This window comes from Rhizobium oryzihabitans, from assembly GCF_010669145.1.
GTDB lineage: Bacteria > Pseudomonadota > Alphaproteobacteria > Rhizobiales > Rhizobiaceae > Agrobacterium > Agrobacterium oryzihabitans.
Genome location: NZ_CP048632.1, coordinates 713,372 through 737,515 on the forward strand (window position 1 = coordinate 713,372; position 24,144 = coordinate 737,515).

Genomic DNA, 24,144 nt, shown 5'->3' on the forward strand with positions numbered 1-24,144 from the left:
CGGGAAATAGTCCAATATCAAAAGGCCGGCGGGTTTTATCCGCCGGCCTTTTTTATTGGATACGACCATCGAGAAGAAGCAGCACCCTGCCCAGCCCGACGTCCAGTAGGAGCCAGACAAGATCGCTGCCGGCTCAGCCTTGCTGTCTGCGGCTGTTCAGAACATCGAGAAGGATAAGGGCGCCGGTTTCGCCCGGGGGCACATCGGTGCGCAGGCGTTCCTGTACCAGGGCATAACCCTCCAGCATCGCCCGACGCTCGGTGGTGTCGGATGAGAGCCGCTCGGCCCAGCGCAGCATCGACCCTGCCCGTACCACCTCATTGAAATATTCCGGCACGACGACATAGTCGGCAATCAGGTTCGGAAGCGCGCCCGTCCAGGTTTTCACCCGCTTGCTCAGCATTGTGAAAATCCAGTCGGTCTTGTAAACCGAGATGGTTGGCACGCCGGCGAGCGCGAGTTCGAGAATAACGGTGCCGGAGGCCGCAATCGCCGCGTCGGCAGCAGCGAAAGCATTCCATTTAAAAGCGGGATCAATGCCGATTTCTGGCCTGATTTCCTGCGGCCATGCCGCCGCCAGCTCGCGGATGCGCGCCTCCTGGCGCGGCACGGTGGGCAGCAGGAACCTCGTCGGGCCGTTGCGCTGGACATAGGCTTTTGCAGCCTCCTGAAACGGCTCCATCAGCCGCGTCGTTTCCGTGGAGCGCGACCCCGGCAGGAGAAGAATGGTTTTCGGTTCGCCATTGGCGGGAAGCGGCCGCTCCACCCGTCTCTGCCGCACGGAGAGCACATCGTGATCAACGCTCAGGCGATGGCCGACAAAGGTTGTTGGCGGGCCGCCGAGACGCCGCATCGCCTCCGGCTCGAAGGGTAGCAGGGCGAGAACGTGATCGACATAGGACAACATCGCGGTGGCGCGATATTCCTTCCACGCCCACACGCTCGGGCAGACATAATTGACGACCGGCAGATGCGGCAATTGTTTGCGGACTTTTTTCGCGACGCGATGGGTGAAATCCGGGCTGTCGATAATCAGCAGGACATCCGGCCTTGCGGCAATGATTGCCTGCGCAGTCTGGTTGATCCGCGAAATGAGCTTCGGCAGTTTTTTGAGGACCTGCGTAAACCCCATGATGGAAAGCTCGGAATAATCAAACAGCGAGACCAGACCTTGCACTTCCAGCGCCTCGCCGCCGACGCCGATCAGCTCGATGGATCCATCACACCGGGCTTTCAGGGAACGGATCAGGTCCGCGCCCAGAAGGTCGCCGGAGACCTCGCCGGCTATGACCGCCACTTTCAACGTTGCCGTCATCCCGCCATGTCTCCGCCTACCATGTCTTCACCTAGTGACGTATCGATACCGCAGACGAATATGCCCGCCTGATCGGCGGCTTTCAACATCTCTTCGCGGTCGAGCACCAGCGCCCGTCCAGCTTCGACAGCGATGCCCGCCAGCCCGGCTTTCTGCGCATTCTCCACCGTTTCGATACCGATGGTCGGCAGGTCGGCGCGGATATCCTGCTGTGGTTTGCAGAGCTTTACCAGCACGCCCCTGCGGCGGGGCGAGATGCGGCCCTCGGCGCGCAGCGCTGCGACACGCGCCAGCATAGCGTCGGTTCCCTCAACGCCTTCCAGCGCCACGATGCGGCCGCCGACGGAGACAGCGCCCTGCCCGACATCAAGCGTGCCAAGCGCAAGTGCCGCCTGAGCCGCCTTGCGTATGTCGCGCAGATCATCCTCAGCCGGTTTCTGCGCACCGAAAGCACCTATCGTGGCAAGCAGCCCGGGGGCGATCTCATGGGCGCCTATGACCTTTGCGCCGAGCGTGCCGATGACCTGGATGACCATCTGCAGAACAGCGTCATCTCCGCCCGAAAGCAGGGTCCGCACGATGGATGGCAATTTCAGCACGATGCCGACCGTGGGGCGAATTTCACGCCATTCCGGACGCCGCGCAACGGCGCCGGAAAGCACGACGCGGTCTACCTGGTTGTCACGCAGCAGACGACCAAGCCCGGCAACATCGCCGACACTGATCACGGCATTGTCGAAACCCGTCCAGTCGAAGCGGGAATCATCGCGCAACCGCACAATGAAGGGGTTTTCGCCCATCTCGCGCGCGGCAGCTGCCACATAGAGCGGCAGCTGGCCGCTGCCGGCCACGATGGCGAGACGCCCGCCGCCAGTCACGGCTCACTTGCCCCGGTTTGGCGAGGAGAGCGCGCGGTCGCTATCCGCACCGATGAAGTCGAGGATTTCGATGACCTGGGGGCAGTCTAGATATTCCGCGCGGTCGATCGCGGCTGCATTGGCGCGGATGGCGCCTTCGCCTTCGAATATCTGCTTGAAGACGCGCCTGACCTTGTGGATATCCGCACGGTCTATACCGGCGCGTGTCATGCCGACGACGTTGAGGCCACCGAGAATGCCGGGATTGCCGTTCAACATGCCATAGGGAATGACGTCGTAATTGACTGCCGACAGCCCGCCGATGAAGGCCTGACGACCGATGCGGGTGAACTGGTGCACGGCGCAGCCGCCACCCAGAATGGCGCGGTCCTCGATGGTCACATGTCCCGCCAGCATCACATTGTTGGACAGGATGATATGGCTGCCGAGACGGCAATCATGCGCTACATGCGAATTGGCGAGGAACAGATTGTCGTCGCCGACAATCGTCTTGCCGCTGCCATCGGAGCTGCCGGCATTCATCGTCACGCCTTCGCGCATGATGCAGCGCTCACCGATCTCGAGCGTCGTTTCCGAGCCGTCGTGACGTACCGCCTGCGGCGTGCCGCCGATGACCGCCATTGGGTGGATGACCGACCCACGGCCGATGACGGTCAGGCCGGAGACGACGGCATGATTGTGCAGCTTGACGTCGTCGTGCAGCGTGACTTTCGCGCCGACATAGCTCAGGGCACCGATGACGACGTTTTCACCGATAACCGCGCCGTCTTCGACAACGGCGGTCGGGTGAATTCTGGCCGAAGCCGCGATCGTGCTCATTGCTGGTCCTCGGGGATCATCATCGCGCCGACATCGGCTTCCGCCACCAGCACGCCGTCCACCTTTGCCTCGCAATGGAATTTGAAGACATTGCCGCGCTGGCGCTGCTTGACCACGTGGATTTCCAGACGATCTCCCGGAACGACGGGTCTGCGGAAGCGCGCATTGTCGATGGTCATGAAATAGACGAGATAACCACCCTCACCCTGGCTGCGTGCGCAGATCGCACCTGCGGTCTGGGCCATGGCTTCAACGATCAGAACACCCGGCATGATCGGGCGGTCCGGGAAATGACCGGTGAAATGCGGCTCGTTGACCGTCACATTCTTGATGCCAATCGCCGAATTATTACCATCGATCTCGATGATCTTGTCGATGAGCAGGAACGGGTAACGATGCGGCAAAAGCTTCATGACTTCCAGAATGTCAGCCGCGCCGAGCGTCGTCTTAGTTTCTTCAGTCATCTTTTTTTTCTCCTGTTTTTTTATCACGCCCTTCAGCGCGTGCCAAAATTTCGGCCATGTCGCGCAGGAAATATTTCATCGGACGTGCAGGCGTTCCGCCGTAGCGCGCGCCTGCCGGTACGTCCGCGACCACACCGCTCATCGCCGCGATCTGCACGCCGTCGCCGATATTGATATGGCCATTGATGCCCGCCGCACCGCCGATCATCACGCCGTCGCCGATACGGGTGCTGCCCGCGATACCGACCTTGCTGACGATGCCGCAATGGCGGCCGATACGCACGTTGTGGCCGATCTGGACCTGGTTATCGATCTTCGTACCTTCGCCGATGACAGTGTCATCCATGGTGCCGCGGTCGATCGTGGTATTGGCGCCGATCTCGACATTGTCCTGAATGATGACACGGCCAATCTGGACGATCTTCAGCATGCCGCGCGGACCGGGCGCGTAACCGAAGCCATCCTGGCCGATGCGGGCGCCGTTGTGGATGATCACATTGTTGCCGATGAGAGAAGCAAGGATGCTCGCGCCGCCGGCAATGGTGCAATCGCGGCCCACCTGTACATCCGGCCCGATAATGACACCCGGGCCGATGCGCGTGCCCGCACCGATATGGGCGCCGGCGCCGATTATAGCAAGCGGCTCGACGATCACGCCCGCTTCCAGCTTCGCGGAAGGATCGACATGCGCGGCACTGGAGATTTCACCCTCCATCGGCGCAATCGTCGCGGGACGCATGGCGGCTGGATGCAGCAAGGCACCGATCTGCGCAAAGAGCGTGTGGGGGTTTTTCGATATCAGCGCCGGTATGTGGGACGGAACCATATCCTTAAGCGCGGCGTCACAAATGACGGCGCCAGCCTCGCAGGTCTGCAGCTCATCGCGATTCTTGCGGGTGAGAATATAGCAGAGCTGGTCGGACTTTGCCCGGTAGACCGGGGAAACGGATCTTATGATCCGCTCTCCTGCCGTGTCGTCAGACAGTTCCGCCCCAAAACGGTCTGCGATATCTTTCAATCGCAGTCCATCGTGGGGCGGAAAAAAGGCATTGTATTCCATTAGCCGGAAACTCCAGAACGTTCAAAGTTGCAGTTCTGGACTGCCGATATCAGAAAGTGTTGGACATGCCAAACCGGAAACGCTGTTCCTCGTCGTAGTCTTCCTTGGCGATCGGAACGGCATAGTCGACGCGGATCGGGCCGAAGGGCGACGCCCACATCACACCGATACCGGCGGATGCGCGGATGGAGTTGTCGTCCTTCACACCTGCGCTGTTTGCAACCTTGTTGCCGTACAGCGTACCGGCATCGACGAAGCCAGCCAGACGCAGGCCGAAATCTTCCGGAACGCCAGGCATCGGGGCCGTGACTTCTGCGGAAGCCGCAAAGTAGGTCGTGCCGCCGATGGAGTCGTTGCCGATGCGCGGACCGATACCGTCGTTCTTGAAGCCGCGAACCTGACGGCCGCCAAACTTGAACTGATCGAATACCAGCAGATTGTCGCCCGTCGGAACAACGTGACCCGCCTGACCGGTGAGCGAGCCGATGACATCGTACTCGTCCGACAGCGTGTAGTAGAAGCGCGCCTTGGCGTAGATCTTGTAGTATTCCGAATCGCCGCCGAGACCTGCAAATTCGTTCGTCAGGGCAGCCTGCCAGCCTTCGCGCGGCATGTTGCGGTCATCGAGCGTATTGTAGTTCAGCGTGTTCGAGATGATGGACTGTGTCCAGTCACCACCACGGATCAGAGCCTTATAGGGTTCGGCAAGATTGCTGCCGGTTTCCCAATCGCCCTCACCATCGTAGTTGAGCTGCTTGTAGGTGTATTTGAACGTCGTCGAGAGGTTCTCGGTGATCGGCGCGGTGACGCGCAGCGCAAAGCCCTGCTCATCGTAATCGTAATAGTCTTCGCTGCGGCTCTGGCTCTTGAACAGGTCGAAGCCTGCAGCCAGACGGTAGCCGAGGAAATACGGCTCGGTGAAGGACAGCGTGTAGCTGCGTGCATCATCTTCACCCGCACCGGCGGCAAGACGGATGTACTGGCCGCGACCGAGGAAGTTCTTCTCTTCGATGGATGCTTCAAGCAGCACGCCGTCGTTCTGCGAGTAACCTGCACCGATACCGAACGAACCCGTGGACTGGTCTTCAACATCGACAACGATGACGACACGGTCAGGCGCGCTGCCGCCGGCGGTCGAGATATTGACCTTGGAGAAGTAACCGAGCGCCTCAAGACGACGCTTTGCCGCCGTGATGACCGTCTGGTTGAAAGCATCGCCTTCGGAAATATCGAACTCGCGGCGAATGACGTAATCGCGCGTGCGGGTGTTGCCGCGGATTTCGATACGCTCGACATAGGCGCGCTCGCCCTGATCGACGATGTAGGTCACACCGATGGTGTTGCCGGACATGTCGCGGTCGCCGCGCGGCGTTACGCGGGCGAAAGGATAACCTTCGCCGGCAACGCGCTTGGAAATCGCTTCCATGGTCTGCTGAACTTCCTTGGCGCTGTAGCTTGCGCCCTGGCGGGTTTCAACGAGACCCTGCAATTCGGAACCATCAACGCCCGGCACGGTCGATTCGACGGCGACGTTGCCGAAATCGTAACGCTGACCTTCGTCGACGGTGATCGAGATGGTGTATTCGTTCTTGGACTCGTCCAGCACAGCCTCGGAAGACACGACCCGGAAGTCGGCATAACCGCGGTTGTAGTAGAACTGGCGCAGCGCCTCTTCGTCGGCGCGCAGCTTGTCCTCGTTATAAACGTCCTTACGCGTCAGGAACGACAGCATGTTGGACTTCTTGGTGTTGATGACGGCGGCAAGACGGCCGTCGCTGTAGGCATTGTTGCCAACGAAATCGATGCGGCCGATCTTGGTGCGCTCACCTTCGTTGATGACGAAAGCGATGTTCACGCGGCCCTGACCGACAGAAACGGTCTGGGTGGTGATTTCGACGTCGCTACGACCGATGGCACCGTAGGCTTCCTTGATGCGAGCAATATCCGCAGTCACGATAGCCTGGTTGAACGGACCGAGCGGCTGGGTCTGCACAATGCCGGCCAGCTTGTCGTCCTTGATCTTGCGGTTGCCGTTGAAGACCACCTGGTTGACCAGCTGGTTTTCGTTCACCGTCACGACCAGCGTGCTGCCGGAAACGCGCATGGAGACATTCGAGAAGTAACCGGTGGCGTAAAGACGCTTCACCGATTCATCGATGTCCGAATTGGAAAAGTTCTTACCCGGCGCAATGGTGATGTTGGAACGCACGGAGTCCGCACCGGACCTCTCGGCCCCGCGAACATCGATCCTGCTGATGACAGCTGCATTTGCAACGCCAGCAGAGGCAAGCACGCCGAGGCCCGCAACCGAAGAAACACCAGCAGACAGCGCAACCGCCGACACAGCGTTCAAAAACCTTGAACCAGCCTTCATTTCAATTCTTACCTTTTTACGTTGTCCCTCAGCGGGCGGAACCCGACTCCGGCCATGTGCGTCGTTTTACCTGCTTTTCCCCTACAAGCAAGTCAGAACGTTAAATTCTGTTTACTTCGTGATCCAGAGTGGCTCATTCGCCACTTCGGCATAAAAACAGGGTAAACAAGTCCCTAACAAAACCGTTAAAACACTATCCTCAGCCGATCAAGCTGCTGATATCATTCCATGTTGCAAAAACCATAAGACCCAAAATCATCATCATGCCGATACGGAAAGCCACCTCCTGCGCACCGGCGCCAAGCGGCCTGCCGCGGATGGCCTCGATTGCATAAAACACCAGATGCCCGCCATCCAGAACCGGGACAGGCATCAGGTTCAGAAGACCAATCGACACGGAAAGAACGGCGGCCAGCTGGATAACGGCCGAAATGCCGAGTGTCGCCATCTGGCCCGACGCCTGCGCCACACGGACCGGACCACCGAGCTGATCGGCGTTCATGCGCCCGGTGACGAGGTTGCCGATATAGTTGAAGGTGCCGGTGATGACGTGGCCCGTTTCGCGCACGCCCTCGAGCAACGCCTGCGACGGCGAATATTCGATGTGGCGGAAATTGCCGCTGCTCTGGTCGGTGACGATACCGATAATACCCATTTCCAGCTTGTTGCCGAACTGGTCGGTGGTTTCCGTGCGAGTCGGTACCATCGGCAGCTTAAGCTCTTCGCCCGATCTTTCGACCGTCACGGTGATCGGCGTGCCAGGCCGGATACCGACATAACGGCGGACATCCTCGAAGGTTGTCATCTTTTCACCGTCGATCGCCATCAGACGGTCGCCGGGGTGTATGCCGGCTGCGGCGGCCGCGCTGTTTTCACGCACTTCGGCCACGACGGGATCGGCGATCATCCGGCCATAGACACCGAAGAGGACCGCGAAGATGAGGATGGCGAGAATGAAGTTGGCGATTGGGCCGGCAGCAACGGTCGCCGCCCTTTTCCACAGCTTGGCGCCGGAAAGCGTCTGCGCCCTCTCCTCCAGCGACATATGCGACAGGCCTGAGCTATCCGGCTTGCTGGCCGCATCTTCGTCGCCGAAGAACTTCACGTAGCCGCCAAGCGGGATCGCGGAAATCTTCCATCTTGTGCCGTGCCGGTCGGTAAAGCCGATCAGCTCAGGGCCGAAACCGATGGAAAAGGCTGTGGAACGGATGCCGCTCCAGCGTCCGACGAGGTAGTGGCCCATCTCATGGACGAAAACGAGCAGGGAAAGCACCAGGATGAAGGGCACTATATAGCCGGTCAGAAAGCCGGTCGCCGCCATTACTGTGTTCATGACAATCTGCCCTTTATTTCATGACCTTTCGCGCCGCTTAGAAGCCCGGCAAGAGACCGCCACCCGAGCCGGGTACGTCGCCGGTTGCCGCTGCATGCACGAAAGCAATGAGGAATACCGTAAAGCAGGCGAAAACAAGACCGTCAACCCGGTCCATGAAGCCGCCGTGGCCGGGAATGAGATGGCTGGAATCCTTGACCTGAAACCGTCGTTTCACGAAGGATTCAAAGAGGTCGCCGATCTGGCTGAATACCGAAAGGATGAGAGCGAGCCCCAATACGAGCAGGCTTATCCTGCCGTGATAGGCGAGGGACACGGCGCCTCCCCCGATCAATGCGGCCACTGCACCACCTATCGCGCCCGACCAGGTCTTGCCCGGCGAGATCGCCGGCGCAAGCTTCGGCCCGCCAATGGCGCGTCCGACGAAATAAGCGAGAATATCCGTCGACCAGACGACCGCAAAGATAAACAGGATGGAGACAAAACCGGTCAGCTCGTCGCCGCGAATGGCCGCAAGCGATATGCCGCTCAGGCCCGCATAAACGATGCCGCCCACCAGCCACCAGTTCCTGCCGCGCAGAACGGGAAACAAGGCTGCGGTCAGCGTAAAGCCCGAGAGCAGCGGCAGATCGAGCGAAGGCTCGCCGAAAATCGTATTGCCGGCGATGACAGCGACCGCAAACCAGCCCCAGGCATTGCCGGTGGAATTGGTTTCCGACAGGCGGGTGATCTTCGACCATTCATAATAGATGAGGATCGCCAGGAGACCGGCCACGATGCGGAACAGAATGCCGCCATACCAGGTCGCGGCCAATATGACCGCCGCCATGACAATTGCGGACACGATCCGCAGTCTGAGTTCACGGCTCATCAGGCGCCTGCCACGGCAACCTGCTCGGCGATTGCGCCAAAGCGGCGGTCACGCGATGCATATTGCTCGATTGCGGAGAAAAACAGCTGGCGGTCGAAGTCGGGCCAATATTCCGGAATGAACAGGAATTCGGAATAGGCCGCCTGCCAAAGCAGGAAATTCGACAGACGCTCCTCACCGCTGGTGCGGATGATCAGATCAGGATCCGGTATTCCGGACGTGTCAAGTCGCGCCGAAATCATCTCGGGCGTGATCGATGCCACGTCCAGCCGGCCTTCCGCGACGTCGCTGGCGATCGCCATCGTTGCGCGGGTAATCTCATCGCGGCTGCCATAATTGAAGGCGATCACCAGCGTCAGCTTGGTGTTATCAGCCGTCATCTGTTCGGCTTCTTCGAGAAGGCTGCGTATATCGTTTTTCAGCCCCTGCCTGTCACCGATGATCCGGACACGGACGTTTTCGCGATGAAGTTCCGCAAGGTCGCGCCGGATGAAAGCCTTCAGAAGGCCCATCAGGTCGCTGACCTCGGATTCCGGCCTGCGCCAGTTTTCCGACGAGAAAGCGAACAGCGTGAGATAGCGGATACCGCAATCGCCCGCCGCACGCACGGTCTCGCGCACGGCCTCCACCCCGCGGCGATGCCCCATCACGCGCGGAAGACCGCGCTGTTTTGCCCAGCGTCCATTGCCATCCATGATGATGGCGACGTGCTCGGGTATGGAGGAACGTGTCGTCGTCGGCATATCGATCCAGTAACAGGCAGTGCGGAATTAAAACGAATAAAATACAGGTCTATCGCAAGCGATATCAGACCTGCATGATTTCCTTTTCCTTCTCGCCAAGCAAGCGGTCAATTTCCGAAATCGTGTCGTCGGTCATTTTCTGGACCTTTTCAGACTGGCCACGGCTTTCGTCCTGACCGATGTCACCGTCCTTTTCGGCTTTTTTCAGACCATCCATGCCGTCACGACGAACATGGCGAATCGCCACCTTGGACTTTTCGGCATAATCATGGGCCACCTTGACGAGCGATTTGCGGCGCTCTTCGTTGAGCTCGGGCAGCGGAATTCTGAGGTTCTGGCCGTCAACGATCGGGTTGAGGCCGAGATTGGATTCGCGGATCGCACGGTCGACGGCGTTGACCATCGACTTGTCCCAGATATTGACGCCGAGCATGCGCGGCTCCGGAACGGTGATGTTTGCGACTTGGTTGAGCGGTACGCGCGAGCCATAGGCCTCGATGGTTACCGGATCGAGAATGTTGGCCGAAGCACGGCCGGTGCGCAGCGATGCGATATCGCTCTTGAACGCATTGATGGCGCCATCCATGCGGCGCTTGATATCGTTGAGGTCAATACCACTCATCTTGATACTCCATCTCTGTCGGCCGTTCCGGCCGGAATTCGCCCCGAGGGGCGGCATCTTTTCTTGATTACTTGTCGTGCACGATGGTCTTGCGGCCACCGCCGGTCAATATCTGCGCGAAACCGCCCTTCTCGTGGATCGAGAAAACGATGATCGGGATGTGGTTTTCGCGGGCAAGCGCGACAGCCGCGATATCCATGACCGCGAGACCCTTACCGAGCACTTCGCTATGGGTCAGCTCGTCGAAACGGGTGGCTGTCGGATCCTTCTTCGGATCGGCCGAATAGATGCCGTCCACCTGGGTGCCCTTGAAGATGGCTTCCGCGCCCATTTCCGCGGCGCGCAGCGCTGCGGCGGAATCGGTGGTGAAGAAGGGGTTGCCCGTGCCGCCGGCAAAAATCACCACGCGACCCTGTGCGAGATGATGAAGAGCTGCGCGCTGCGAGAAGCTCTCACAGATTTCAGGCATGGCGATTGCGGACAGAACGACGGTGTCGATGCTGAGCTTGCGCAGCGACGTTGCGAGCGCCAGCGCGTTGATGACGGTGGCCAGCATGCCCATGTGGTCGCCGGTGACGCGGTCGCCACCCTTGGAGGCCACGGCGACGCCGCGGAAAATATTGCCGCCGCCGACGACGACGCCGACTTCAACGCCCATCGCCCTTGCTTCGGCGATATCGGAGGCAATCCGGTCGGCCACCGCCACATCGATGCCGAAACCCTGATCGCCCATGAGGGCTTCACCGGAAGCCTTGAGAAGAACACGTTTGTAGATCGGCTTGGAAGACATCATGACTCCTCGGAAATGTAACCGAAACGCGGATACACGAAGGGCACCGCGTTGTCACGCGATGCCCTCCCGTTTTCCCAAGATTGGGTAAATATAATCAGCCCTTGGCGACTGCGGCGACTTCTGCTGCGAAATCGCTTTCTTCCTTCTCAACGCCTTCGCCGAGCAGCAGGCGAACCATGCCCGTCACTTCGATGGCGGCGCCGGCTTCCTTTTCGGCTTCCTTGACGGCAGCGCCGACAGTGATGTCCGGGTTGATGACGAAAGCCTGCGACAGAAGAGCGACCTCTTCGAAGAACTTGCGCATGCGGCCATCAACCATCTTTTCGATGATGGCTTCCGGCTTGCCGGATTCGCGGGCCTGTTCGATGAAGACGTTACGCTCGCGCTCAGCAACGGCGGCGTCGACTTCTTCAGCGCGGATGGCGAGCGGGTTGGTCGCAGCAATGTGCATTGCAACCTGGCGGCCGATGGAGTTCAGGACAGCCTTGTCGCCAACCGACTTCAGGGCAACGAGAACACCGAGCTTGCCGATGCCGTCGCCGGCAGCATTGTGGATGTAGGTCGCGACAACGCCGTGCTCGACTTCGAGCGCAGCCGAACGGCGCAGCGTCATGTTTTCGCCGATGGTGGCGATGGCGTCCTTGATGCTGTCTGCAACGGACTTGCCGGTTGCCGGATAGGTGGCAGCGGAAACAGCGTCAACGGTGCCGTTGGTGGTGAGGGCAACCTGGGCGATACCGCGGATAAGGTCCTGGAACGCATCGTTACGGGCAACGAAGTCGGTTTCGGAGTTGAGTTCGACAACAACAGCCTTGTGACCCATGGTGGCAACGCCGACCAGACCTTCGGCAGCCGTACGGCCAGACTTCTTGTCGGCCTTTGCGATGCCCTTGGCGCGCAGCCAGTCGATCGCCGCTTCCATGTCGCCATTGGTTTCAGCAAGAGCCTTCTTGCAGTCCATCATGCCTGCGCCAGACTTTTCGCGCAGTTCCTTCACCATTGCGGCTGTGATTTCGGTCATTGTTTGCCTCTTATCGGTTCGATCGGTCAGCCGGCGGAATTTGCCGTGCCGAAGTTCTGGGTGATGACTGTACCCGGCCGCACACCCTTTGAAACCGGAGAGGATTTCAGGAAAGGGGCATGCGCATTCCCAAGTGCTGCGGCGTCTCCATACATCGGAATGATGGGTGCCGCCGAAGTGTGACAGCGTTATGAAGACTGCCTTGCGTTTCAACCACGTCAGACGCCAGCGGTTTCCTAAAAACGTAGCGGAGCGCTTGAAACGAACAAGGCCGTCAACCCATTGAAGGTCTTTGACGGCCTTGTCATATCCTGGTCGAGGAGACGGCGATCAAGAAATCGCCGCCAGACAGGGCCTAAATCAGGCGCCAGCCTCGTCTTCGAGAGCGGGCTCGATCGGAGCTTCTTCAGAAGCGCCGATGTCGCGGCCGGAAGCGCCCTGCTGACGGGCAATACCGTCGATGGCAGCACGGGCAATCAGGTCGCAGTAGAGCGAGATGGCGCGCGATGCGTCATCGTTACCCGGGATCGGGTAGTCGATGTGATCCGGATCGCAGTTGCTGTCGATGATCGCAACGACCGGAATGCCAAGACGCTTGGCTTCTTCGATCGCGATCTTTTCCTTGTTGGTGTCGATGATGAACATCAGGTCCGGAACGCCGCCCATATCGCGGATACCGCCGAGAGCCTTTTCAAGCTTTTCGCGCTCGCGCTCAAGGTTCAGGCGTTCCTTCTTGGAGTAGCCGGAAGCTTCCGAGTTCAGGATCTCGTCGACCTTGCGCAGGCGCTGGATCGAGTTGGAGATGGTCTTCCAGTTGGTCATCATACCGCCAAGCCAGCGGGAGTTGACGTAGTACTGGGCCGAACGCTTCGCGCTGTCGGCGATGATTTCGGACGCCTGACGCTTGGTGCCAACGAACAGAACGCGGCCGCCGCGAGCGACGGTGTCGGACACGACCTGAAGGGCGCGCGACAGCATCGGAACGGTCTGAGCCAGGTCGATGATGTGGATGTTGTTACGGTCGCCGAAGATGTACGGCTTCATCTTCGGGTTCCAGCGGTGCGTCTGGTGGCCGAAGTGAACACCAGCTTCCAGAAGCTGGCGCATAGAAAAATCGGGCAATGCCATGCCTTGTTACTCCTTTTCCGGTTTAACCCCCGCGAAGCGAACAGCACCGATTTTCATCGATACCACCGGGCGGAACGAACCGGATTTCTCCCGGAACATCCCAAGCTTCGCGTGTGGAATGGTGAGCCGCATACAGTCGCCCGCGTGAAAATGCAAGCATTTATGCGAAAAAACCGCAGAAACAGCCGCCTTTCAGCGGACAGGCTTGTTTTCGCAGGTTTCGGGCTTGAGAATATCGAGCTTCGCAAGCTTTCCCGTCAGAACGAAATCGCCGTAATCCATCGTCAGGTCGCGGGTGATTCCGTTTTCATAAAGCTTGAACGACATGCGGTAGATCGGCAGCGCGTCCGTACCCGTCTTGTCGTTGTAATAGGCGATGGTCACCGGCCAGAATGCAGCCTTGGCGAAATCGCCCGCCTTGCCGGCCTCGGCGTCGCCATCCTTCGGCATCTGCGACTTGCCGACCAGCGTTGAGGTGATCAGGCTTTCGTCGCCATCATCCGAACCATCGAAAATGCGGGATTCGAAGATGCGCTTTCCCTGTCTGGCATGCTCGATGACCTGGACCATATGTTCCGTCGGAAATTCGCTGGCGACGAGACTGACCTGACGGGCGTCCGGGCGGGTCAGATCCACCTTCACGCCCTCACTGCTGTCGACTGCGGCCCCCTGCACTTCCTTGTCCAGCTTGTCGTCCGTGTAGGACTTGGTCTCGAAGGTGAACTTCTTTGCTGTCAGGTCTTCGAAGGTCGTCGTCTGCTGGTCGGTCATGCGGACCGCGTCGCCGGTGTTGATCTGCGTCACGAAACGGAAGTCCGTCTTGTAGCCCTGACAGGCGGAGCCGGTGAATTCATAGACCATGCGGCCCGTCATGCCCTCGATGCCGGAGCGGTCGGACGCATCCTTGAGTTCGAGATCATAGATGGCGCGGTGCGCAACGAGATCCGGAACCGTGACGGGCAAGGCATTGGCAGCGTTCGACAGGCCGGTCATAAGCCCTGTTGCGGCAACGAAACCAAGCGTCCTGACAAACATGCAATATCTCCTGTTGGACTCACCGCTCATATTGTACAAGCAACCGCCCGGCTTTTGGATCAACATCTTCTGAATGCCGGATTCTTGAAGGATTTACAACAAAACCGGAGACGAAAATGTCGGACGTCATCGAAGGCCGCCTCAAGGAACTTGGCTTTACGCTTCCCGTAGCGGCAGCACCAGCCGCAAACTACGTTCCGTTCACCATCAGCGGCAATCTTCTTTATGTATCGGGTCAACTGCCGATGGAATCAGGCAAGATTGCGGTGACGGGTCTTGTCGGCCGCGATGTTGACGTGCCAGGCGCCCAGCGCGCCGCCGAACTTTGCGCCGTCAACATTCTCGCACAGGTCAAGGCCGCATTGAATGGCGACCTCTCGAAAATCCGCCGCGTCATCAAGCTGAATGGCTTCGTTGCCTCCGTTCCGGAATTCGTCGAACAGCATCTCGTCATCAATGGCGCGTCTAACCTTCTCGCCAATGTTCTCGGCGATGCCGGCAAGCATGCCCGCGCCGCTGTCGGCATGGCCTGCCTGCCCTTCAATGCCGCCGTCGAGATCGACGCCATCCTGGAAATCGAAGCATGACCCTTAAACTCTCCTGGCTGACGGCCGAGCCCGTCGCCCATCGCGGTTATCACGATCTGAACAAGGCGGTCTGGGAAAACACGCTTTCGGCCTTTTCCCGCGCCATCGAGGCCGGTTTCGCCATTGAATGCGACGTGCAGCTGGCAGCCGACAGCGTGCCCGTCATTTTTCACGACGACGACATGGCCCGATTGACGGGCATCAAGGGCGACGTACGCGAACATACCTCCGGTGAATTGTCTCTCCTATCCGTTGGCCAGACCAAGGACCGTATCCCGACGCTGAAGCAGCTTCTGACGCTTTGCGCGGGCAAGGTACCACTGGTGATCGAGCTGAAAGGCCGTGAAGGCGAAGGCGTCGATGACGGTTTTGCCGAAGCGGTGCTGGAGGACCTCGAGGGTTACAAGGGCCATGTGGCGCTGATGAGCTTCGACCATCATCTCCTCAAGGATCTGAAGGCGGCGGGCTCGCCCTGGCCGCTCGGGCTGACCGCCGAGGGCGACAAGCCGGAAGACTTCTTCAAACATGACGAGGCGATGCAAACCGGAATCGATTTCATCTCCTATCATTGGGGTCATCTGCCCAACAGCTTCATCGAGGCGCAGAGAAAACTTGGGCTTCCGGTAATTACCTGGACGGTCAGGGATGAAAATGCGCGCGAGACTACCTATAAATATGCGGACCAGATGACATTCGAAGGTTTCGACCCGAGAGAGAACCCCTCCGCCACGGCATGACAGAAGACTATTCCATACGCGTTGCGCAATCCCTTGGGGATATTGATCCGGAAAGCTGGAAGCGGCTTTCCGGAACATCGCGCAATACATTAGGTAAATATTACAACCCATTTATTTCCCACGAATTTTTATCATCCATGGAGGATTCCGGATCAGCGACTGCCAAGACCGGTTGGCTTGGACACCATCTGCTTCTCGAAAACGCGTCCGGCGCGCTGGTTGGGGCAATACCTGCCTATCTGAAGAACCACAGCAAGGGCGAATATGTCTTCGACCATGGCTGGGCGGATGCCTTTGAGCGGGCGGGTGGGCACTATTACCCGAAACTGCAATGTTCAGTGCCCTTCACACCGGCAACCGGGCCACGGCTGCTCGTTTCGGAAAACGAAGACGAGACACGCTTCAAGGCGTTATTGGCCTCCGGTCTCGCGCAGGTGACTGAAAAGATCGGCGTCTCCTCGGCACATGTCACATTTCTGGAAGAGAGCGATCTTTCCGCCCTTCTGCCGCGCGATTTCCTGCACAGGACCGACCAGCAGTTTCATTTCATCAATGACGGTTATCGCGACCACGGTGATTTTCTCGACGCCCTTTCTTCGCGCAAGCGCAAGGGGCTGAAGAAAGAACGCCGTGCGGCGCTGGAAAACGGCATCGAAATCGACTTGCTGACCGGAAGCGACCTGACCGAGGATATCTGGGACCAGTTTTTCGCCTTCTATATGGATACCGGCGGCCGCAAATGGGGCCGGCCCTATCTGACGCGGGAGTTTTATTCGCTGATCGGCGAGCGCATGGCCGATGATGTGCTGCTGGTGATGGCGAAACGCGAGGGGCGCTATATTGCCGGCGCGATCAATTTCATCGGCTCGGATGCGCTTTATGGTCGCCACTGGGGCTGCATCGAGGATCATCCGTTTTTGCATTTCGAGGTCTGCTACCATCAGGCGATCGACTTCGCGCTGGCGAAGGGTTTGAAGCGGGTGGAAGCGGGTGCGCAGGGCGAGCACAAGCTGGCGCGCGGTTATGTGCCCGTCACCACCCATTCGGCGCATTTCATCGTTCACCCGGGTCTGCGCCGCGCCATTGCCGACTATCTTCAGCGCGAGCGCGAAGAAGTCGAGCATATCGGCGACTATCTGGAAGACCACACGCCCTTCCGCAAGGGCGAGAGACAGGAACAGGAACCGGACGCATAGTCCGCGATGGGGAGATCACCGATGACGGCCAGCGCTTATGACGACAACAATATCTTCGCGAAAATCCTGCGCGGCGAAATTCCGAGCCACAAGCTTTACGAGGACGAACATACGCTGGCCTTCATGGATGTGATGCCGCAGGCGCCGGGTCATCTGCTCGTCGTTCCCAAGACCGGCTCACGCAACCTGCTCGATGCCGACCCGGAAGTGCTGGCGAGAACCATCCCCGTGGTGCAGAAACTGGCCGTGGCGGCCAAGGAAGCCTTCGATGCGGATGGCGTCTTCATCGCCCAGTTCAACGAACCGGCCGCTGGTCAGACCGTTTTCCACCTGCATTTCCACGTCATTCCGCGCAAGGAAGGAGAGCCGCTGAAGCCGCATTCCGGTGTGATGGCCGATGGCGAGGTGTTGAAAGCCCATGCGGAGAAGATAAAGGCGGCGCTTGCTTCGTGACGGGTGCCGAGACGCCTGCGCGTTTGGCAGAACAGCGGCATCCGCACACCGTCACCCCGGACTTGATCCGGGGTCCAGTGCGATCAAGTCCTTGATCGCGAAAGAATCCTTTCACGGCGCAGACGCGCTGTGGCTGGATGCCGGATCTAGTCCGGCAGGACGACAGAGGTGTTTATCATCATTCCAAAGGACGATACGCATTCCGTTCCGGCCAAGGCCAGCCTTCAAGCGCCGCCATATCCGGTCGGAATATCTCCACCTTCAGGGGATAGCACGGGACCGCATCGCTGGAATGGCTGGAACCGCAATCGCCGCCCGGGCAGGCTGAGAGCGCGCCGATGAGATCGATTTCCGCGAAAAGTTCCAGATAGTCGCCCGGCCGCACGGGGCTCGCCTTCATGAAATATTGATGCGTGTCGTGGGTGAAACCCGTGCACATGAAGACATTCAGCACGTCATGCACATGCGGTTCCGCCTCGCCGAATGACAGGCCCTTGGCCGAGGCCAGCGCATTGGTGAGGTTTGAATGGCAGCAATGGTGGTAATCGCCACCGCTCAGAAGCCTGTTGGTATAGGGATCGCAACGGGTGCCGATCACGTCATGCACGCCGCCACCATCCTCGTCCCAGCCATACCATGAGAGCGTATCATGGGTGATGGTCGCCATCGGCCGCAGGGACGGCAGGTTGCTCCACAGCCGGTTGCCGACGCAGACATGGGTGGCATGCAGGGCGCGGGTCTTGCCGCTGAAAAAGCGTTCCGTCAGATCATGGGCGTTCCAGAGGTTCAGATCCCCCACCTGCGGCCCATCGATGCTGACGATGCGGAAGAAGTGCCCCTTCGGCACGTTGAAGCTGCGGCCGTCACGCGGCGGCACGATGACCTCGTCGATCTTCTTCATATGTCCCTTTGCCTTCTCCAGAAGCGCAAGGTCAGGTGTCTGAAGTGTGCCGTTCGGATAAACGACAACGGGGCGGACAGCGCGGCGCGCGGCGGCGTCAACGGGCTCGGCGGCAGGCATAGGGGTCATGAAATCCTCGGAGCGATGTAGATGTCGGCGCGAAATTGCGGCATGAATGCCCAACTGACAAGATGGGTTTTTCTTGCGCTCAGACCAAGTCTTACTTACCCTTGCGGATCATGAAACTGCCACCACTCGCCACCCTTCGCGCTTTTGAAGCCGCCGCCAGAAGAACAAGCTTTTCTTTGGCAGCGGTCGAACTCGGCATGACGGCGACTGCCGTCAGCCAGCATGTGCGCAATCTGGAGGCGTGGCTGGGTGTGCCCCTTTTTGAGCGCCATGCAAGAGGCGTCAGGCTCACCCCGGCTGGCCGTGAATTCGGCATTACCGTCTCGGATAGTTTGCGGCAGATCGCCGCCGGCGCGCAGCGGATCAGCCAGGGCCGCGACCGCATGACCGTCCACCTCGCAAGCCTGCCTTCGGTGGTGGCGCATTTTCTGACACCGCGCCTTCCCCGCTTCCGGGCACTGCATCCCGACATACAGGTTTCGATCAGCTATTCCGGCAGGGATAACGCAACGCAAGCCGATCTCAGTATCATACACGGCCCAGCCCCTGCGCAGAAAGCCGTGGCGCTCTTCAGCGCCGAGACACATCCGACATGCGCGCCTGCCTACGTCGCGACATCCGGGCCCTTCGATGACGTCTCGAGCCTGCTGCGGGCAGAATTACTGCATGACGATAGCGAGATAGCGTGGCGGGAGTGGCTGGCAATTGAGGGCCTATCCCTGCCAAAGCGTGCTGGCCCCATCTTTGCGGATTTCAATCTTCTGGTGACGGCGCTTAAGGATGGACAGGGTATCGGCCTTTGCCCGACCGCACTTCTTCACGGCGAAATCGCCGAAGGTCAATTGACGGTGCTCTTCGATCGGGCAGCCGATTCGGACAAATATTACTGGCTGATCGAGGCGGAAGAAATGACAGCTTCGGCCCGCATCCTGTCGGACTGGCTTATTACGGAAGCCCGCGCGAGCGAAACTCGCGGCGATTATTCCGCTGCGACGATCCGAGCAGGAGAGGTTGCCGCATCCCCTGCCCGTTCCCTTGACGCAAGCCACTTGAGCAGGCGGCCTGAGACGGCACAGACGATGACAAAAGCAACAAGACCACCGAAAACATCCGAAAGGTGATGTCCGCCCTGGACGAGAACGGCCAGCGGCATCAAGAGGTTGATCGGCAGGATCACCGCCATCACCGCCCAGTGACGCGGCACGAACCAGACTGACATTGCCGCCATGAAGATGTGAAATGACGGAAATCCGATCAGCCCCAGCACGTCTTTGGGCGACAAATAGACCACGCCCTCAGTTGTAAGGCGGACCAACTCCTGCCCGTAGATATTCCCGACGGCCAGAGGGATAGTCTGAGATACCCATTGCGGCACCTGCACATAGGCAGAAGGTCCGAATGTCGGGAAGAATATCCAGAAAACGATGCTTGCACAGGCGCCCAGCACTCCCGTGACGAGGAAATGGTGCAGCATCCGCTCCTTGCCGGTAAAACCGAGCGTGATCACGACCACCAGAAGCTGCGGAAGCGATGTCGCATAGACCATGAACAGGATTGTTCCGACCCATGGGTGCGTCGCAGCCCACAGGACGATACCCGCCCAGCTATAACCGAAGGCCGCATCCACGCGGAAGAGCACATGATCAATCGTCGGAAAAGCGACAGGCAGAAACATGTAGTTAAAAACGGACGCGACAAGCGTAAACAGGATGAACAGTCCGCCTGAAATGAGGGCGGCAGCGATGCGAAGATCACGTCCGCTCTTACGATAGAATTGACCGAGGAGGAAAACGCCCGCTCCCGCCAGGCTGCATATAAAATACCCGACGTAGTCTACCCTGATGCCTTTGACAGCGATCAGTGCCGCATCCACGAGGAATAATGTGGCGACCACGCCAAGTACAAAACGTTCTGCCGCAAATAGCCGCATGGAATTGGCCCCTGTTTAGTCAGCGGCACATTACGGCAACGGGCTTAATATTCGGATAAGGGGAGTATTAAAAACCAAGCGCGAATAATCCGCCGGCCAGAAGCAGGATCGGCACGGCCACGCCGACGATGACGCGCTGGCCGGCCAACAGGAATGCGATGAAACCGAGCGTCGCCGCTCCGATGCGCAGCCATAGCGGTGACGCTTCGAGCGATCCCGTCGGGAATACGATCAGCTTGGCGGTAACGGCCATGACGAGTGCGGTGGCCACCGCCCTCACCCAGTGAAGCGCCTCGGAATCTTCCTTCAGCCGGTTACCGGCGAGAACGCCGAGCCAGCGCCAGAGATCGGTCGCCAGCCAGCCGGCAATGGCGATGAAGAGATAGGGCGCCCACCAGTTTTCGGTCATCATGGCTCGCTCTCCGGTGAGACGGGTTTGATCCTGCGTCGGAAGACAAATCGATCTATCAGATAGGCCGCGGTCCCGCCGCCGATGCCGGCATAGAGAATGTCGAATTCGGGTGCGATCACCGCAAAGACCGGACCTGCGATCACGCCGATGACAAAGGCGACCTTGACGACGGAATGGCGGGCTGACGCCCAGATCGACGCCACGAAATAAACGGGCGTGAGGAAGAACAGGACGCCTGCGACTAGTGGCGGAAAGGCAGCAACGACGCCGTAACAAAGACCGACGATGACGGCGTTGACGACGGTAAGCGTGATGCCGAAACCGGCAAACCAGGCAGCGCGCGCCTCACGCGGCACTTTCGAGAGATTCTGCGTGGCGAAGACCCAGGCCGTGATCGCAACGAAATGAGAAAGAAACAGCAATATCCATGTCGGCGTCTTCGCGCCGCGCATTTCCGGAACGATGGAGGCGACCATCGGCATCATCCGCACCGATGACAGCGTCACCGCCAGAAAACAGGCGGCGAGATTGGCGCCGCCGACCATGGAGCCGATCAGGATCATCTTGGCCGGCAGGGCCCAGATCGTCAGCGTCATGAACACCGCTTCGCCGCGTGCCACGCCCGATTCCAGCGCGAAGGCGCTGAAACCGACAAAGGATGTCATGAGAATGAGCGAGGGTAACGAAAATATGCCCCGCATTCCCCTGAAAAACCAGCCACGCAGGGGGATGGCATCGCTGTCGGCAGTCTGCATTGCTGATCCACTATACATGAAAATGCCGGGCTTTCGCCCGGCATCGGTTTATCGATCGAAAGACCGCGATCATTTCTTCTTCGGCACTTTCGGCACCGTATTGGCCTTGCGGCGCGGCTTGTTCTCTTCGTCAGCCTTGTCCGCCTCGGCAACCAGAACATCCGCCTCCTCATTGGCCTTGGCAGCCTTCGAGGCAGGTTTCGCCTTGCCCTTCGAAGCCTTGCCCGGCGACTTTGCGGCCTTGAGCTCCGCCTCCGGCTTCGGCTTCACGGGCGCAGTCTCGGGCAGAACGTCGAGTATGAGGCCGTCGGAGCCATCGTCCTTCTTGCCGACGGTGACGCTGACGACACCGCCCTTCTTGAGCTTGCCGAAGAGGATTTCGTTGGCGAGCGGCTTCTTGATGTTTTCCTGGATGACGCGCGACAGCGGGCGAGCGCCCATCTTTTCGTCGTAACCCTTTTCCGCCAGCCAAGAGATCGCATCCTCGTGCAGATCGAAGGTGACGTTGCGTTCGGACAGCTGGGTCTCGAGCTGCATGACGAACTTCTGCACCACCTTGTGGATGACGGCGGTCGGCAGCGGCGAGAACGGAATGATCGCATCCAGACGGTTGCGGAATTCCGGCGTGAACAGACGATTGATCGCCTCTTCATCCTCACCCGTGCGGCGCGAAGAACCGAAACCGATGGCGGATTTCGCCATTTCGGAAGCACCCGCATTGGTCGTCATGATGAGGATGACGTTGCGGAAGTCGATCTTCTTGCCGTTATGGTCGGTCAGCGAGCCGTGGTCCATCACCTGCAACAGGATGTTGTAGATATCCGGATGCGCCTTCTCGATCTCGTCCAGCAGCACCACGGAATGCGGATGCTGGTCGACGCCGTCGGTCAGCAGACCGCCCTGATCGAAGCCGACATAACCGGGAGGTGCGCCGAGCAGGCGCGACACGGTATGGCGTTCCATATATTCCGACATGTCGAAACGCAGCATCTCGACACCGAGCGAGGCGGCAAGCTGCTTGGCCACTTCCGTCTTGCCCACGCCCGTCGGGCCGGAGAAGACATAGGAGCCGATCGGCTTGTTGGGTTCGCGCAGGCCGGCGCGTGCCAGCTTGATGGCGGTGGCAAGCGCCTCGATGGCGATGTCCTGACCGTAAACGACCGAGCGCAGTTCCTTTTCGAGGTTGGCGAGAACCATCTCGTCATCCTTGGAAACCGTCTTCGGGGGAATGCGGGCCATCGTCGCGATAGTCGCCTCGATTTCCCGCTCGGTGATCAGCTTGCGGCGCTTGGACGCCGGCAGCAGCATCTGCGCCGCACCGGTCTCATCGATCACGTCGATGGCCTTGTCCGGCAGCTTGCGGTCGGAAATGTAGCGGGCCGACAGTTCGACGGCAGCCTTGATCGCCTCGTTGGAATATCTGAGGTGATGATAATCCTCGAAATAAGGCTTCAGCCCCTTCATGATCGCGATCGCATCATCAATGGAAGGCTCATTGACGTCGATCTTCTGGAAACGACGCACGAGTGCGCGGTCCTTTTCGAAGAACTGGCGGTACTCCTTGTAGGTGGTCGAACCGATGCAGCGGATCGCGCCCGAAGACAGCGCCGGCTTCAAGAGGTTCGATGCATCCATCGCGCCGCCGGAGGTGGCACCCGCACCGATGACGGTGTGGATTTCGTCGATGAACAGAACCGCGCCCGGAAACTCCTCGAGTTCCTTGACGACCTGCTTCAGACGCTCCTCGAAATCACCGCGATAACGGGTTCCGGCCAGCAGCGTGCCCATGTCGAGCGAGAAGATCGTGTCGTTGGCGAGAGCCTCCGGCACCTTGCCTTCGACGATGCGCTTGGCGAGGCCTTCGGCGATGGCGGTCTTGCCCACGCCGGGGTCACCCACATAAAGCGGGTTGTTCTTGGAGCGACGGCAGAGGATCTGGATGGTGCGGTTGACCTCCTCGTGGCGGCCGATCAGCGGGTCGATCTTGCCGTTCCTCGCCTTGTCGTTGAGGTTGACGCAATAGGCCTTCAGCGCATCCTGCTGCTTTTTGGAGGAAGATCCCTCTTCCTCGGGATTGCTGCGGCTCGCCTTGCTTTCGCTTTCGGGCTCATCGGCGCCGCGCGGCGTGCGCGTCTGCGACGTGCCCGGACGCTTGCCGATACCGTGGGAGATGTAGTTGACCGCATCGTAACGGGTCATCTCCTGCTCCTGCAGGAAATAGGCGGCATGGCTTTCGCGCTCGGCGAAAATGGCCACAAGCACGTTCGCGCCAGTCACTTCCTCGCGGCCGGACGATTGTACATGAATGACAGCCCGCTGAATAACCCGCTGGAAACCGGATGTGGGCTTGGAATCCTCGTCGTAACCGGTGACGAGGTTGGTCAGTTCGTTGTCGACGTAATCGCTGACGGTCTTGCGCAGCGCATCGAGATCGACATTGCAAGCGCCCATCACGGCGGCGGCATCCGCGTCGTCGATCAGCGCCAGAAGGAGATGTTCAAGCGTCGCATATTCGTGATGACGCTCATTTGCAAAGGTCAGTGCCTGGTGCAGCGCCTTCTCGAGACTTGGGGAAAAAGTTGGCACGT

23 protein-coding genes and 1 pseudogene are annotated in these 24,144 nt (G+C 59.4%); 5 read left to right on the forward strand and 19 right to left on the reverse strand.

What is annotated here, in order from left to right; genetic code table 11:
- Nucleotides 1–133: 133 nt before the first annotated feature.
- The 14 genes from lpxB to G3A56_RS04045 all read right to left on the reverse strand — a co-directional run bounded on the left by lpxB (nucleotide 134) and on the right by G3A56_RS04045 (nucleotide 14,456).
- Nucleotides 134–1,315 carry a lipid-A-disaccharide synthase gene (gene lpxB, locus G3A56_RS03980; protein ID WP_082184193.1) on the reverse strand — a complete coding sequence of 394 codons (1,182 nt, stop codon included), beginning with the start codon at nucleotides 1,313–1,315 and terminating at the stop codon, nucleotides 134–136.
- Nucleotides 1,312–2,193, reverse strand: coding sequence for an LpxI family protein (locus G3A56_RS03985; protein ID WP_164056179.1), 882 nt, complete (start codon nucleotides 2,191–2,193; stop codon nucleotides 1,312–1,314). The genes lpxB and G3A56_RS03985 overlap by 4 nt, the downstream gene beginning before the upstream one ends.
- A 3-nt stretch (nucleotides 2,194–2,196) precedes the next feature.
- Complete coding sequence (gene lpxA / locus G3A56_RS03990) at nucleotides 2,197–3,012, reverse strand: acyl-ACP--UDP-N-acetylglucosamine O-acyltransferase (protein ID WP_003496208.1); 816 nt, start codon at nucleotides 3,010–3,012, stop codon at nucleotides 2,197–2,199.
- The gene (gene fabZ, locus G3A56_RS03995) at nucleotides 3,009–3,476 is read right to left on the reverse strand and encodes a 3-hydroxyacyl-ACP dehydratase FabZ (RefSeq protein WP_080600365.1); all 468 of its coding nucleotides are present in this window, start codon (nucleotides 3,474–3,476) and stop codon (nucleotides 3,009–3,011) included. Before fabZ ends, lpxA begins: the two co-directional genes overlap by 4 nt.
- The gene (gene lpxD / locus G3A56_RS04000) at nucleotides 3,469–4,536 is read right to left on the reverse strand and encodes a UDP-3-O-(3-hydroxymyristoyl)glucosamine N-acyltransferase (RefSeq protein WP_082184192.1); all 1,068 of its coding nucleotides are present in this window, start codon (nucleotides 4,534–4,536) and stop codon (nucleotides 3,469–3,471) included. Before lpxD ends, fabZ begins: the two co-directional genes overlap by 8 nt.
- Nucleotides 4,537–4,585: 49 nt before the next feature.
- A complete protein-coding gene (gene bamA, locus G3A56_RS04005) occupies nucleotides 4,586–6,910 on the reverse strand; it encodes an outer membrane protein assembly factor BamA (RefSeq protein WP_035242544.1) in 2,325 nt (774 codons plus the stop codon).
- Between the two features lie 199 nt (nucleotides 6,911–7,109).
- Complete coding sequence (rseP, locus tag G3A56_RS04010; RefSeq protein ID WP_003496218.1) at nucleotides 7,110–8,231, reverse strand: RIP metalloprotease RseP; 1,122 nt, start codon at nucleotides 8,229–8,231, stop codon at nucleotides 7,110–7,112.
- Nucleotides 8,232–8,280: 49 nt separating this feature from the next.
- Nucleotides 8,281–9,114 carry a phosphatidate cytidylyltransferase gene (locus G3A56_RS04015; protein WP_082184191.1) on the reverse strand — a complete coding sequence of 278 codons (834 nt, stop codon included), beginning with the start codon at nucleotides 9,112–9,114 and terminating at the stop codon, nucleotides 8,281–8,283.
- Nucleotides 9,114–9,857: an isoprenyl transferase gene (locus G3A56_RS04020; RefSeq protein ID WP_082184190.1), complete on the reverse strand. Its 744-nt coding sequence runs from the start codon at nucleotides 9,855–9,857 to the stop codon at nucleotides 9,114–9,116. The genes G3A56_RS04015 and G3A56_RS04020 overlap by 1 nt, the downstream gene beginning before the upstream one ends.
- A gap of 64 nt (nucleotides 9,858–9,921) precedes the next feature.
- Nucleotides 9,922–10,479, reverse strand: coding sequence for a ribosome recycling factor (frr, locus tag G3A56_RS04025; protein ID WP_003496224.1), 558 nt, complete (start codon nucleotides 10,477–10,479; stop codon nucleotides 9,922–9,924).
- Nucleotides 10,480–10,546: 67 nt separating this feature from the next.
- Nucleotides 10,547–11,269, reverse strand: coding sequence for a UMP kinase (gene pyrH / locus G3A56_RS04030; RefSeq protein ID WP_003502561.1), 723 nt, complete (start codon nucleotides 11,267–11,269; stop codon nucleotides 10,547–10,549).
- Nucleotides 11,270–11,366: 97 nt separating this feature from the next.
- Entirely contained in the window at nucleotides 11,367–12,293 is a 927-nt protein-coding gene (gene tsf / locus G3A56_RS04035; protein ID WP_082184189.1) for a translation elongation factor Ts, read from the reverse strand.
- Nucleotides 12,294–12,653: 360 nt separating this feature from the next.
- Nucleotides 12,654–13,421 (reverse strand): 30S ribosomal protein S2, encoded by a 768-nt coding sequence (gene rpsB / locus G3A56_RS04040; RefSeq protein WP_003496241.1) that lies wholly within the window; start codon nucleotides 13,419–13,421, stop codon nucleotides 12,654–12,656.
- Nucleotides 13,422–13,613: 192 nt separating this feature from the next.
- The gene (locus tag G3A56_RS04045) at nucleotides 13,614–14,456 is read right to left on the reverse strand and encodes a cell envelope integrity EipB family protein (protein WP_003496243.1); all 843 of its coding nucleotides are present in this window, start codon (nucleotides 14,454–14,456) and stop codon (nucleotides 13,614–13,616) included.
- Nucleotides 14,457–14,572: 116 nt separating this feature from the next.
- Here G3A56_RS04045 and G3A56_RS04050 point away from each other — a divergent pair, with 116 nt between their 5' ends.
- The 4 genes from G3A56_RS04050 to G3A56_RS04065 are packed head-to-tail and all read left to right on the forward strand — an operon-like array spanning nucleotide 14,573 to nucleotide 17,429.
- Nucleotides 14,573–15,043, forward strand: a complete 471-nt coding sequence (locus tag G3A56_RS04050) for a RidA family protein (RefSeq protein WP_003496246.1) — start codon at nucleotides 14,573–14,575, stop codon at nucleotides 15,041–15,043.
- Nucleotides 15,040–15,780 carry a glycerophosphodiester phosphodiesterase gene (locus G3A56_RS04055; protein ID WP_003496248.1) on the forward strand — a complete coding sequence of 247 codons (741 nt, stop codon included), beginning with the start codon at nucleotides 15,040–15,042 and terminating at the stop codon, nucleotides 15,778–15,780. Before G3A56_RS04050 ends, G3A56_RS04055 begins: the two co-directional genes overlap by 4 nt.
- Entirely contained in the window at nucleotides 15,777–16,976 is a 1,200-nt protein-coding gene (locus G3A56_RS04060; protein ID WP_082184188.1) for a GNAT family N-acetyltransferase, read from the forward strand. Before G3A56_RS04055 ends, G3A56_RS04060 begins: the two co-directional genes overlap by 4 nt.
- 21 nt (nucleotides 16,977–16,997) lie before the next feature.
- Entirely contained in the window at nucleotides 16,998–17,429 is a 432-nt protein-coding gene (locus tag G3A56_RS04065) for an HIT family protein (RefSeq protein ID WP_003496252.1), read from the forward strand.
- A gap of 178 nt (nucleotides 17,430–17,607) precedes the next feature.
- Here the strand turns inward: G3A56_RS04065 and G3A56_RS04070 are convergent, their stop codons facing one another.
- A complete protein-coding gene (locus G3A56_RS04070; RefSeq protein ID WP_082184670.1) occupies nucleotides 17,608–18,459 on the reverse strand; it encodes an urea carboxylase-associated family protein in 852 nt (283 codons plus the stop codon).
- A 110-nt stretch (nucleotides 18,460–18,569) separates the two neighbouring features.
- Here G3A56_RS04070 and G3A56_RS04075 point away from each other — a divergent pair.
- Nucleotides 18,570–19,451: pseudogene (locus G3A56_RS04075) on the forward strand (LysR family transcriptional regulator); the annotation flags it as partial.
- Here the strand turns inward: G3A56_RS04075 and G3A56_RS04080 are convergent.
- The 4 genes from G3A56_RS04080 to clpA all read right to left on the reverse strand — a co-directional run bounded on the left by G3A56_RS04080 (nucleotide 19,439) and on the right by clpA (nucleotide 24,142).
- Nucleotides 19,439–20,389, reverse strand: a complete 951-nt coding sequence (locus tag G3A56_RS04080; RefSeq protein WP_164056180.1) for a phosphatase PAP2 family protein — start codon at nucleotides 20,387–20,389, stop codon at nucleotides 19,439–19,441. The pseudogene G3A56_RS04075 and the gene G3A56_RS04080 sit on opposite strands and share 13 nt — an antisense overlap.
- 67 nt (nucleotides 20,390–20,456) lie before the next feature.
- Entirely contained in the window at nucleotides 20,457–20,801 is a 345-nt protein-coding gene (locus G3A56_RS04085; protein WP_003496258.1) for an AzlD domain-containing protein, read from the reverse strand.
- A complete protein-coding gene (locus G3A56_RS04090) occupies nucleotides 20,798–21,556 on the reverse strand; it encodes an AzlC family ABC transporter permease (protein WP_003496261.1) in 759 nt (252 codons plus the stop codon). The genes G3A56_RS04085 and G3A56_RS04090 overlap by 4 nt, the downstream gene beginning before the upstream one ends.
- A 69-nt stretch (nucleotides 21,557–21,625) precedes the next feature.
- Nucleotides 21,626–24,142 carry an ATP-dependent Clp protease ATP-binding subunit ClpA gene (clpA, locus tag G3A56_RS04095; RefSeq protein ID WP_082184186.1) on the reverse strand — a complete coding sequence of 839 codons (2,517 nt, stop codon included), beginning with the start codon at nucleotides 24,140–24,142 and terminating at the stop codon, nucleotides 21,626–21,628.
- Nucleotides 24,143–24,144 lie beyond the last annotated feature (2 nt).